Raw genomic sequence first — 12,372 nt, 5'->3', positions numbered from 1 at the left:
GTATCATAATTTAAAAAAATTGTTTAATTACGAAAGGAAATTATAAAATGGAATTAAAACAAAATTTATTAGGAAATTATAAAGAAAATAAAAGAATAGAAACAAAAAATGAAACTAAAAATTTCTTGATTGAAATAGATAATGAGATATTTAAATTATATCAACAAGGACAAATATTACAAGGATATAAGGTTGTATCAAAAATACCAAAAACAATTAGAACAGAAGATGGAGATATACCTTTAAAAAGAAGAAGATATGTTAAATATGATGAAGAAAAAAATGAATATATAAATCGCTATCCTTTGGATGAAGAATTAGGTTTAAAAAAATACCAAAGAAATGAACAAAATTTAATAAATAAAATTACTTCATTTATGGGTGATGGAAAAAGATATAAAGATATTTTAGATACTGTCGAAAACGCTAATATTAGTGAAAGAACAATATCTAATATTTTTAAAAATGCAGATTTAGAAGAAACCGATTACATTAGTAATAAAAATAACAATAAAATTAAAATTCCAAATAATGTTTTATATATTCAAGTTGACGGGGCTTTTGTGCCAATGCGAGAAAATAAAAAAAGAGTTGAAAATAAAATATTTCTTTCAACTATGCATGTTGGTGTTGATGAAGAAAAGTCAACAAAAACCAGAAAAAAAATGAAAAAGAAAAAAGGCGTTTTTCAAATGATGAATAAAAATCATAAGAATAAAAATGATAAATCTAATATTGATAATTTTATTGATAAAATTTTTAAATCAATGGATACTTATGATATTAATGAAGATAATAAAATATTAATATTAAGTGATGGTGAAAAACAAATTAAAAAAATTTATAGAGCAGTAAAAGCAAAATATAAAAATAACACTGTATCATATAGTTTAGATAAATTTCATTTATCAAATAGATTTAAACAATTATTCCCAAATCGAAATAGAATCAAAATTCATAGAATAAAATATAAATTAGCAAAAATATATTTCTTTACTGGAAATTATAAATTATTATTAGATTTTTTAATATGTCATTTACCATATGTTAATGGTAATAAAAAAATATTTTTATTAGAAACTATTGAATTAATTAAAAATAATAAAGAAGGAATTGAAAATCAAGCGTTAGAATATAATATTGGTTGTCATGTTGAAGGTGATGTATCACATTATATTAAGGCTGTTAAAGGGCGTGGCGCGAAAATATATTGTAAAGAAACATTTATCAATATGTTAATTGCTTCTATGTTAAAACTTAATAATCAAATTAATGATGAGAAAGTTGATAAAACTAATAAAAATAATAAAGAAAAAATTGAATTTAATATATTTAATTTAAATCAATCTCAAAATCAATTTTTATCTTTATAAAAAATAAAAAACCTGTTAAAATTACAATTAAACCAAGATAAAAAAGAAAAAAGTGGAGTAGGCTGTAAACCACCGAACCTATTACTTTTAAAATAGATACCAACTCCACTTTGATTAATTATAATTATAACATTTTTATTTAATTGGTCAATAAATCATATTAATTGTTTTTTCTGTACTATTTTCAAAAGTATTTTTTAGTGTGTCAAAATTTATAATTTTATAAATTATTTCTTCAAATAAAAATTATGCTTTAAAAAAAGTTGAATTTTTTATAAATTTTGTTACAATTTAGTTATAAGCGAAACTTAATTTGTTTCTAATTACTTAATTTTATTAAAAACCTCAAAATAATGTATACTACCCAATAATTGGTGTATTAGGTTCACTGTTATTATTTCAATGATAAACTGCTTTGAAATAATCATTATTAGGCCAAATTCTATATCTTAATTCTTGATTATTTTTTATTTTATTTATAACAATTCCGTCGCCATAATTATTAACAAAAGCTTTACGAATTCCCCAAAAATTATTATATTCATCTATTTTTTTATATATATTATCATTTTTAAATTTTGCAATTCTTCAATTATCATTTTTATCGCCACGTTACACAACAAAATAATATTTATTATCAACTTGATTAAATGGTTTTTCACTTGCATAAACTTTTTTTCAATAATTTTTAGGCGGAGTAGGTCCGCCAGAAAAATTAAAATATGATGATTTTAACAGTACTTGACAATCTTTAAATTCTCAATAACCATCTTCTATTTTATTAGGAGTTGAAATTAATTCAAAATAATAAGGAGCAAATAATTTAATATCATCATTATAACCTTTATTAATTGCGTATTTACTATATGTATAGTTTGATAACATGTAAATAATTTGTTTAAATCTTTTGACAGCATTATCATTTAAAGATTTATAATTATCTAATTTTCAGTTTTCAAATAAACCATCAATTACATCTTCGGGTTTTTGTCCTTCGAATTTTTGGCGTAATTCTGCTGCCTTATTAGTAGGGTTACCTTTTTCATCGTATTTTGCTCCTTGAAATTTTCGATCATAATTATAACGATATGTTAAATAATTTAATAAAACAATATTTAATTCTTTAATATCTAATAAACCTAATATATCTTTACCTTTAATATAGTTTTTGGCAATACTTCATGGTAAAAAACTTTCAGTAAATCAATATTGAAATACTCTTAAATTAGGGTTTGTTTCAATTGGCATTGATAACAAAGGTACTAAACTAGCATTTTCAATATTTAATGATGGATAAGAATAAACACCATTCACATTGCCTCAGCATTTAATATTACCAAATAGCATAGATTTAGAATATTTAATTTCAATACCAGTAAATACTGTATCTTCGGGTAATAATTTTTGTAATACTAAATGAATACTATTTTGGTTTTTTCATTTAAAATCAGTCACCTTAACTAAATGAGTAGATTTAATAATATCAACACCATCAGGTAAATAAGGTTTTTTTTATTCTTCGATAATATAACATTCATTTTTATTGTCTTCGGTAATTGGTTCATTAATAGATACTATTTTTAAGTCATAGGATTTTAAAAATTCTTTGTCTTTTTTTGAAATATCATTAATTAAAATATCTTTTTCATCAATCATTACATAACTTGTGCTATTATCTTGGACTGTGGTATTTTGTTGAATTTGTAATTTAAAATTAAAATCACTAATTTCATAACCAGTTATTTTAATATATTCATCTTTGTCAATAAAACCTATTTTAACGCTATTTTGAGAGTAGTTTAAGATTGGTTTTTGCTTTGTCTTAACAAGATTATTAATTTTATAAATATAAAGGGTTCTAGCACGGTCTTCACTAAATAATTGTTCTAAATCGGGGTCGCTATACTGTGATTGAATAGCAAAATCTAACGGAATACTATCAATTGAATAATCAATTGGTTCATCATTTTCTGCTAATTTTGCTAACATTTTTTCAGATGGTTTTAACATTATTCTTGTTTTCCTTCTTCATTAGGCATATTGATAATAGTTTCGTTGTTTTTTAATTGTCTGTTTAAAGTAGCATTTATTGGTAAGCGAAAATCAACAATTAACTCGTCAATATTTTTAATATTGAATGTTTTACTGTTTAAAATAGCATTATCATATTTAATTAACTTAATAATAAATTCAGTTAATTTAATTTCTCTAATATATATCATTTGTTCGTATGATGCGTTTGTTTGAATATTTACACCAGCAACTTCTGCCTGCGTTTGTTGTGCTCCCTTAGCAATGGCAGGAACATGATGTCGATTTATTTTATAGTAATTTGTTAATAATCAATCATATATTTTAGTTAATTGCTCACCTTTAAAATTACCAGCAATATAGTCTACTGGTTGAAAATTACTATCAGGGTCTCCTTCAACTAATAACAAGTCATTTTCAATAAATGATGCCAGCATTTTACTAATTTCTTGGTCAACCACACCAGTAACTCCATTAGTATTAATAGTAAATTTACCACTATTTAATAATGGATCTAACATTATCTTTTCAGCAATAATATCTAAAATACTAGCAAATTGTTTACCATAACGAGCAGAAGGCTCAAAATTAGGGTTATTAGGAATAATTTGAATTGGAATAAAATTAAGTGGTAATATTTCTTCTTTTTGTAAAGTTGTATAGTTATTTCATTTAGCATCATCAATATATAAGTCGGTAATAGTACTATATAATCGTGTTTTTAACTTTCTAATAACTTTAACTTGTTTAGTTACAGCATCAATCTCTAATTTTTTAGTAATAAAAATACTCTGGTCATTTTTAATATAAGGGTCATAATCAAAAGTGCAAGATACTAAATTACCTAATTCATCATACTGGTTATTATAAAAATCAATAGTAATAAAATTAAGTTTTGAATTATTAGCAAAAATAAAATATGCACCTTTACCATTCTTATTAATTTTATATTCGTTATATCAATTCTTATTGGTAAAGTCCTGTATTTTTAAAAAGTTATTAATTAATTTAGTATCTATTTTTTGATTAGTAAGTGGATTATAAATGCTAATTTCTAAATCTCGCGGATTTAAAAAATTAGCATTATCTTCACAAATTCTTTTTTCTAAAATCTCATTATGTTTTTGAACAGTAACATTTTTACGATTAGTAATCGTTGATGCTAAATTAAGATAATAACTATCAATATCATATTCTTTTTTTAATTTCTTTTTTGCTGGTAATAATCCCATTTATAACACCTCTTTATTTTGTTTCTTCTTTTTTAATAACATCTTCAATACTATCTTGTTTTTGTTGTTTGTTATGTGTTTTGATAAATCTAATTGTTTCAATAATCAAAACTATAATTCCAGCTCCGATAAGCATTGCTGAAACAATAACATATGCTGGTCAAGAAATACCTAATGTTTTTTCTCCTATAAAACAAATAATAATTCCTGCAATAAAAAACAATGATGAAATTCCAAATATTTTCAAAAACATAATTACATCTTTAACTTCTACTTTTGGCATAATAACATCTCCTTTCTAATTTACCTTTTTTCTTTCAATAAACACAAATCCCAAAGGTCTAAATGTTGCTGGACCATTAACTCCAATATTAATCAATCCATCAGGATTAATAGATAATGCTAAACATGCACTATTAACACCTATTTGATCATATATAACACCTATTGTTTGTCTAAAACTATGCCTTGTTTGCAACATCCCTTGACTTTTTAAATCTCCTTTGCTATCTTTTCCTGAGGCTCAAATTCTATAAATATAATTTTCTTTATCAAAATTAGGAATAGTATATCCTTTTTGACCAACTTTAAAATCACTAGTATCAACAATTTCTCAATCTGGAACATTTGGTATAACAATTGATTTTTTTAATTCATCTAAAATTTCTTCTTTTATTTTTGCAAGTTTTTCATCTTTAATTTTTTCTATAACAAGTTTATCTAATAAAGCATCAACTTCTAATTGAGTATAATATGCTTCTAAATCAATCATTGTTAAATCAATACCTTCTTCTTGAAAAGTACGAAACATTTTCTTTAAAGTTGTTAAATTAGCCAATGATTTTGCATAGCTAGGCAATAGACCTTGTCATGTTGCCATAGGGTCATTTTGTGAAGAATAATTAATATCACCAACACTCATATTTGCCGAAGTAAAAAATTCAATTGGAATACGGTTAAATGTTCAATGTTCAATCGTAATAAACACCATATTAATACAAATTTTCTTTAATAATGGGTCTTTAAATGTTTCAAATTTTAGCTTTGAAAATGGATAGTTTAAGTAAGAATTAATCATATTTTGGGCTCTTAAAGCAAATGTTTAAAGAACTTATTATAACGAACTGGAACTTTTGTAATTTTACCTGTCATTGGAATAAAATTATTATAATTTTCCAAAGTAACATTTTGTTATAATTCATTTAACATTTAATCATCTCCTTATCATTTACTTTTTTAGAATATATTTTCTTTAATATAAATTTTTTACTATTTAGTAATGTTTTTGTTTTAATTTTTTTGTTTAAATCTTGTTTTGTTCTGAGTTGTTTATATGCTAGAAATACTAGTCCATTACCCAATAAACTAGTAATTGCACTATCTTCTAGCGTATTTAACAATTTATCTTTATTAAAGTTATTTTTAAATTGTTCTTGCATTTTTAATATCTTAGCAATTGTCCGATATATTTTAAAACTATCTTTTACTACTTGCTGATAAGCAAGTGGAGCAAAAGAAACTAAATTAAACAAACTTGTTTTTTTAAATCCTCAACCAATAAACCACTCACTGTTCATATAGAATTTAAACGGTTCAGGAGCCAAAACAAACTGTTCTGCTTTGATTAAAGTTGTCATAACGACAATAGGGACATATTTAGGATTTTTATAATATATTGTTAAAGCAACTTCACCCGCAACTGATAAAGGAACAATTTTAACTGCTAAAAAAACATCAGAACCATAAGCAAAAGGTAATAATTGACCTTTTTTAATAGCCTTAGTTTCAAATTTAGATAATATTTTTTTAGTTTTATCAATAATTTTACTAATTACTTTTTGTTTAATAGTAATTATTTGTTTTTTAATTGAGGTTAATAATTTTTTATTTACTTTTTGAATATAAAAATTTGGGTTTAAATGATTTAAAATTTTATTTAATTTAATTGGTGTTTGATGAAAAATATTTAATAGTTTATTATTATATATTTTACTGCCCCTCATTTAATTAGCATTTAATAGTAGATTTTTACCAACACCTTTTTTATGAAAATTAGTCATAATGTTATATCACTCATTAGTATTAATTTTACTTATTTTATCAATATTTAATCCATATTCAGACAATCATTTATTAGCATTTTTTTCATTCACGCGTGGTATTTTTTGAACTAATTTAGGACTTATTTTTTGAATATTTTTCTCAATTTTTAATAAATTATTAATTGTTTCTAAATTAGAAACTTTAAAACCTTTATAAAAATCATTTCAGGCTAATTTCCCAATTGTATATAATAAAGTTTCATTATTAGCCTGCTTTGTAAAATCAAATATTAATTTATCAGATAAAATCTTTTTACCTGTAACTTGCCTTACAACATCTTCTAAGTTATTAGCAGTTATTACACCTAATTTTTCAAGTAGTTTAGTTTCTTTTGCTAATTTTAAAATTCTAGTTGTTCGAACAGCACGCGTTAATTTACCAATTCCACCAATTGCTGGTAACAAATTTAAAACGGTACTTTTTGCTGTTACTTCTGATGTTAATTTATCATATATTTGATTTACGGCAAAATCGGTTGCTGTTTTTACTCCAAACGAGATAAATGCTGCGGCAAAATTAGATAATCCCGCACCAAGACCAACAGCCGAAGCAATACCACCAGTTAAAACTGATAAACCAAGAGCTAAAACTTGAATTCCTAAAAATTCTAATAACTGTAAACCAAAACTTTTTTCTTGTTGTTGGATTGACAATTTAGTTGGATTTTTTTTAACAACATAAATAAGGGCTGTTTTAGATGTTCCAATTGGCATATCATTTTTCAAACGAAAAAGTACTATTTTTTAGTACTATTAAGAATTTTTAATTTTAACATCAATCGGATTTGTTTGACCAGTAGCGTTGTTTTTACCTTCAATTTGAACTGCAACTGTTTTATCATTTGTAATATTAATTGGTCAGTCTTCACCTTTACTTTCAATAAAGTAATCAAAATCACTTTCAGTTAAAGAACTATTTACTGCTTTTACTGCTTTTAAAACAACATCTTTAAATTGTAGTTTTAACTGTTCGGCTGTTGCTTTTGTTGGGTCTGCAACATGAATAGTTGGTTTATCTATTTTATTAATTTTACTAATATCAATTTTTGCAACAATATGTTTAATAATTCCTTTTGGTTCAACCACTGCTCCACCTAAATATAAAACTCTTTCCATAATCAAAGTATTACCGATTCCAGTACCTAACGCAGCAGCACCAACTCTTAACGGAGTATGATCTTTTTTGCGTAAAATAAGAGGGTCATATTTTTTGCTAAACTTAAAGGCAATTGCATTAACACCATCTGGTAATAATTCAATTGTTCCTTCTGAACCATCTTTATTAATAATTGGTAATTTTTAGGAACAATATAGTATGTTGTTCCTTCAACAGTTTTCATTGCTCCACTTGTTGTGATTACACTATTTATTTGGTCGTTTGCTCCAAGTTGTAACTGTAATTTATTACGAATTCCACGAATAAAATCAGCCGAACCTAAAACAATTGTTTCTGATGGAGTAAAGCCGTTTTCATATATTTTATCCATAATTTCATCATGAATTTGTAAAGCATTTGTATCATCTGCTTTTTTGCCTTGAATAGTTGTAACTGTTCCTTTATTAATAATTTCTAAAATTTTATTGCGTTTATAAGCAACCTCAGTATCCATTGCTTGCTTAATATCGGCAGCCCAAAGATTAGGATTAAAATCATTTTCTACAGGATCTAATTTACGAGCAAAAGTTAAAATTGTATCTAATTCAACAACTCCATCTTCAAATTCTACTGTTAAATATTTTAGAAGATTATCATCGGTATTAAATACTTGTCCATTTTTTCCCAAACCTTCATTATATTTAATATTTTTCTTTCTTTTATATGTTAAACCAAATTTATTTGCTTCTTTTCACGCAAATAAAGCTTCTCAACTAAATTTTTGTTGATAAGTTTGTAAATATCATTGTTCAAATGTTTCTCAGTCTCTTTGTGTTGCTTGATTAGCAATATCGCCAAATATTCTTTGCGGGTTTTGTGCCATAATTTACTTCCTTCTTTCTATTTATTAAATACATTGTCTGTATCTAAAATATTGTTTTCTTTGTTTTCTACTTTTGGTACGCCGCCAGTGTTAACTGTTTGTACCTTAATTAATTCATCATAAACACTTTGCAATTGTGTTTTAATGATTTCAATATCATTAGTAATATCATAATACTTTAATAAAACATTTTTAAAGTCTTCATTATCAGTTAAAGAATTAATAAAGTCAATTACTTCAATTTTTTTTAATTGAATTGTTTGTTGTTCAACTTGTGAAGTTAATTCAGTATTTTTTGTTTGTAGTTCGTTGATTTGTTGATTACTATTTTCTAAATTACTTGCATTAAATTCTTCAACTTCAGCAGTATTTTTTAAAATAATTTCAGCAGTTTTAATATCTAAACTACCATCTTCGTTTTTAGTGGGTTCATTATTTTCATTAATAAGAACATATTTTACATTTTTTAATGCCATCGTTTTTCCTCCTATTTTTTAATATTTGTATTTGTTCTTTTTTCTAATCGCTTTTTGTATAATTTCGAAACTATCGACTCGAAAAGATAAAAAATAGCGTTTAGTTTTTATATTTAACTGATTAAATACTGAGCCTTTAATTTTTATCTTATCATTTTTTTTAATTTCAAAAACTCAGTTAAAATAAATGGGTTATATATTGATAATGTTGAGTAATTTAATCCGTCTCATTGACATTTAGCCGAACAAGCATCAACTTCAACACCACCAGCAACAAGAGCCTTAATTTTTGTTTTAATCGGATTTTCATGTAATCTAACAGTTAATTCTAATTTATTAACTTTTTTATTTTTTATTTTAGGTTTATTGGTTATTGATTTTTTAAGTAAATTACTTTTTGTTTGTGCCATTTTTATCAACTCCTTTTGCTAAAAAATACTGTAAATGTTTTCAAGCATCTAATTCGTGCTCTGACATTTTAATATTTCCTTTATAAATATAATTTTTCTTAACAACTGGCGATTGTAAAACATAATTTAAATTAAATAGATATTTGCATAAAACTTTTAAACCACCAATGAATTTAGGAGTAGCTAATGGATTTTTTATTTTTAAACCCCTGTGAAGTTGATAATCTTCAATTATTACAATAACTTTATTTAAATAAGAACAAATTTTATTTTTAAATTGATTTAATATTAAATAAATATTATTTATTGCTTCTTCTTCATTTTTAGAATTAAAAGTAATATTATTAATTATTTTCTTTTGTAAAACATTATAAATAATAATACCAGTTTGTCCAATTCCAGCAGGATCAATTGCAATAATATATTTTAATTTATTTGTTTTATTTTTTTGTCAATTTGTAATATTTTTCATCCATCGGATGCTAAATCTAAAATATCGTTAATTTTATAATATTGCATATATGAAACAATAACATCTCACTTGTTTTTAAATAAATTTAAGTACATTTTGGCTCATTCTAAACATTGCAAATCATAATGCTTTTTATGATGTGAAATACGACAATTAATAGGTTGACAATTAACTCAATCAAATGATGTTATTATTTCATTTCAAATTTTATTAATATATTTACTTTTATATTCTGTCATTTTATCTATACTCCTTAATTCTTTTTATTTGTTGCTCAAATTTCATCATTAATATCATTTACCGTTACTGGATAAGCTCGTATCATTAATTCTTGTAATTTATTTTTAATTTTTTTATTTCATTTTTTCATCAAATATTTTTCCTTCTGTAAAAAAACATAATATTCCTTTATTGGTTAATGTTTTGATATTTAGTAAATAATTTATTTTAGTATTTAATTACTTCGCCGCCCGCTTCACTTTAAAGGTGAGCGGGGGCGGATAGGATATTTTGATAGAGTTTACCCCCATACGGAAATAAACAAAAAACAGTTTATCCAGTTATTAATTACGCTTCATCCATCCCTACACAACTTTATATAAAGAAAATAACCTTTTGGAGTTCCAACCCTCTTGTTTTTTTAGTGTCCGATATTGTTTTTTTCGGTTTAACAACACTCTTTTTATGAAAACAAGCCAAAAAACACATGCTCTGACATTTCGCAAGTGATTAATCTTGCCGAGAATTAAAGAAATAAATAGGAGTAGTAAATCCAATCGCTTTCACACTTTCTTTAAGACTTCGTGCCATAGATGAGTTATCCATCTTTAAGCATCAAAAAATATTAAGTTTTAAAGATTGAATTTTGGATTAATCGTTAGATAGTATCTTTATTTTTTTATCTCATTATCTTTTTTAATTCTTTGTTTATTAAATATATTTTTTAGTAATTATATTTAACAATTAACTAACAACTAAATAAAACAATTATTCAAAATTTTTTAAGAAAAGAAAGGATGGGTTTTTCTGAAAAAACATATTTTATTAAGTGTAAAAGATACTATCTAACGATTAATCCAATAAATATAAGTATTTTTTACAAAATAAAAAGCACTTTATTCTTTTTCAATAAAGTGTTACATTTGCATTTACAATTTACATTGTAAAAATGGTTTTTTGTTATATCCAAAGGCTTTGTATTTTAGTTTACGAGGGACTGGACATGATGAATATTTTTCTAGTCCAATAGTTAGATTTTATAACGCTTATAAAGTGGATGTTAAAGATTTTTCATATTATTTTTATTCAAATTGAAACACTGAAACTGATAAATTACCGAGTGTGTATAATGTATTTTCAAAAATAAAAAAATGTTAGATATGGCTAATAATGATAAATATAAGGGTTTTAATGTTTTTGAGTTTATTAGTACTAAATTAATTGCTGGAAATTCTGTTGAAATTCACGGCTTTAATTTTAGTATATATAATGTTAAAGATTGACAAAATGAAATTAATGGTGGAAAAATATGACAATTGCCTTTCTTAGATGCTCCGTGATATAGATTAGATAAACATATTATTAATGCTCTTATTTGAGCGTTTAATACTTTGCCTGGTATTAAAGAGGTTGGCAAATATATTAATGCTTTGGGAAATACGATGCATAATGTTAATTTGCTTTGAGAAAATATTAGTAATTTATTTGCCTTTGATATAACTTTTAAATTATTGCTTGGTGCTATTATTTCACTAGCGATGTTTAATGGTGTTATGCGATATTTATAAAAGTAAAAGCAGATACAAATACAAGCAAAACAAAGACAGACACAGACAGAGACAAACAGACAAGCAAACACGCCGAAGAAGGGACTTTATGTCCTCCCCGTGTGTTGTTTGCGGGGTACAGGTCGCGCAGCGATCTAGGGGCGGAGCCCCTTTCCTTGATTCATATTTTATCAACAATTTTATATAACTTAGAAAATTATGATTTATGAAAAAAATAAGCCTTAATTATTGAAGAAATTAATTCCTGTTTTACCAAATATTACCAAAAATTAATTTCTTTACAGTAGTTTGCTAAAAATATTTAGCAAATTTTAGTTAAACTTTTTTATTAAATTATTACAGAAAGGAGGTTAATTATGACAAATACTAAATTATTTTTTCAACATTTTGGACTAGAGTTATTTGGTACAATGATATTAATAATTCTAGGTAATGGCGTTGTTGCGAATATTTTACTAAAAAACACTAAAGGAAATGGCCAAGGTTTTTTTGCCATTACTGCTAGTTAAG

16 protein-coding genes are annotated in these 12,372 nt (G+C 24.5%); 3 read left to right on the top strand and 13 right to left on the bottom strand.

Annotated features, from left to right (window positions below; translation table 4 throughout):
- The first annotated feature begins 47 nt into the window (after nucleotides 1-47).
- Entirely contained in the window at nucleotides 48-1,373 is a 1,326-nt protein-coding gene (locus tag AACL22_RS09660; protein ID WP_338991773.1) for an Mbov_0401 family ICE element transposase-like protein, read from the top strand.
- Nucleotides 1,374-1,985: 612 nt separating this feature from the next.
- Here the strand turns inward: AACL22_RS09660 and AACL22_RS09655 are convergent.
- From AACL22_RS09655 to AACL22_RS09595, 13 genes are all read right to left on the bottom strand, one after another.
- Entirely contained in the window at nucleotides 1,986-2,828 is an 843-nt protein-coding gene (locus tag AACL22_RS09655; RefSeq protein ID WP_338991772.1) for a hypothetical protein, read from the bottom strand.
- A 57-nt stretch (nucleotides 2,829-2,885) separates the two neighbouring features.
- The gene (locus AACL22_RS09650) at nucleotides 2,886-3,383 is read right to left on the bottom strand and encodes a hypothetical protein (protein ID WP_338991771.1); all 498 of its coding nucleotides are present in this window, start codon (nucleotides 3,381-3,383) and stop codon (nucleotides 2,886-2,888) included.
- Nucleotides 3,383-4,636: a hypothetical protein gene (locus tag AACL22_RS09645; RefSeq protein ID WP_338991769.1), complete on the bottom strand. Its 1,254-nt coding sequence runs from the start codon at nucleotides 4,634-4,636 to the stop codon at nucleotides 3,383-3,385. Before AACL22_RS09645 ends, AACL22_RS09650 begins: the two co-directional genes overlap by 1 nt.
- Before the next feature lie 13 nt (nucleotides 4,637-4,649).
- On the bottom strand, nucleotides 4,650-4,919 hold the full coding sequence (locus AACL22_RS09640) for a hypothetical protein (protein ID WP_338991767.1): 270 nt from the start codon (nucleotides 4,917-4,919) through the stop codon (nucleotides 4,650-4,652).
- 15 nt (nucleotides 4,920-4,934) lie between these two features.
- Nucleotides 4,935-5,714 carry a hypothetical protein gene (locus AACL22_RS09635; protein ID WP_338991765.1) on the bottom strand — a complete coding sequence of 260 codons (780 nt, stop codon included), beginning with the start codon at nucleotides 5,712-5,714 and terminating at the stop codon, nucleotides 4,935-4,937.
- A 124-nt stretch (nucleotides 5,715-5,838) separates the two neighbouring features.
- Complete coding sequence (locus tag AACL22_RS09630; RefSeq protein ID WP_338991763.1) at nucleotides 5,839-6,639, bottom strand: hypothetical protein; 801 nt, start codon at nucleotides 6,637-6,639, stop codon at nucleotides 5,839-5,841.
- Complete coding sequence (locus AACL22_RS09625) at nucleotides 6,640-7,452, bottom strand: hypothetical protein (protein WP_338991761.1); 813 nt, start codon at nucleotides 7,450-7,452, stop codon at nucleotides 6,640-6,642. It abuts the gene before it with no gap.
- Between the two features lie 39 nt (nucleotides 7,453-7,491).
- Nucleotides 7,492-7,854: a hypothetical protein gene (locus AACL22_RS09620; RefSeq protein ID WP_338991759.1), complete on the bottom strand. Its 363-nt coding sequence runs from the start codon at nucleotides 7,852-7,854 to the stop codon at nucleotides 7,492-7,494.
- 47 nt (nucleotides 7,855-7,901) lie between these two features.
- Nucleotides 7,902-8,717 (bottom strand): hypothetical protein, encoded by an 816-nt coding sequence (locus AACL22_RS09615; protein WP_338989539.1) that lies wholly within the window; start codon nucleotides 8,715-8,717, stop codon nucleotides 7,902-7,904.
- Between the two features lie 17 nt (nucleotides 8,718-8,734).
- Complete coding sequence (locus tag AACL22_RS09610) at nucleotides 8,735-9,193, bottom strand: hypothetical protein (RefSeq protein WP_338989538.1); 459 nt, start codon at nucleotides 9,191-9,193, stop codon at nucleotides 8,735-8,737.
- A gap of 143 nt (nucleotides 9,194-9,336) precedes the next feature.
- Nucleotides 9,337-9,603, bottom strand: coding sequence for a hypothetical protein (locus tag AACL22_RS09605; RefSeq protein ID WP_338989537.1), 267 nt, complete (start codon nucleotides 9,601-9,603; stop codon nucleotides 9,337-9,339).
- Nucleotides 9,584-10,075 (bottom strand): hypothetical protein, encoded by a 492-nt coding sequence (locus AACL22_RS09600; RefSeq protein WP_338989536.1) that lies wholly within the window; start codon nucleotides 10,073-10,075, stop codon nucleotides 9,584-9,586. The genes AACL22_RS09605 and AACL22_RS09600 overlap by 20 nt, the downstream gene beginning before the upstream one ends.
- Nucleotides 10,030-10,314: a hypothetical protein gene (locus tag AACL22_RS09595; RefSeq protein WP_338989535.1), complete on the bottom strand. Its 285-nt coding sequence runs from the start codon at nucleotides 10,312-10,314 to the stop codon at nucleotides 10,030-10,032. Before AACL22_RS09595 ends, AACL22_RS09600 begins: the two co-directional genes overlap by 46 nt.
- Nucleotides 10,315-11,445: 1,131 nt before the next feature.
- Here AACL22_RS09595 and AACL22_RS09590 point away from each other — a divergent pair.
- The gene (locus AACL22_RS09590) at nucleotides 11,446-11,862 is read left to right on the top strand and encodes a spiroplasma phage ORF1-like family protein (protein ID WP_338991758.1); all 417 of its coding nucleotides are present in this window, start codon (nucleotides 11,446-11,448) and stop codon (nucleotides 11,860-11,862) included.
- Between the two features lie 356 nt (nucleotides 11,863-12,218).
- Nucleotides 12,219-12,371, top strand: coding sequence for a hypothetical protein (locus AACL22_RS09585; protein ID WP_338991756.1), 153 nt, complete (start codon nucleotides 12,219-12,221; stop codon nucleotides 12,369-12,371).
- Nucleotide 12,372 lies beyond the last annotated feature (1 nt).

The organism is Spiroplasma endosymbiont of Seladonia tumulorum, assembly GCF_964020235.1.
GTDB lineage: Bacteria > Bacillota_I > Bacilli_A > Mycoplasmatales > Mycoplasmataceae > Spiroplasma.
The sequence above is the reverse complement of the archived record's forward strand: the minus strand, read 5'-3'. Positions and strand labels throughout refer to the sequence as shown.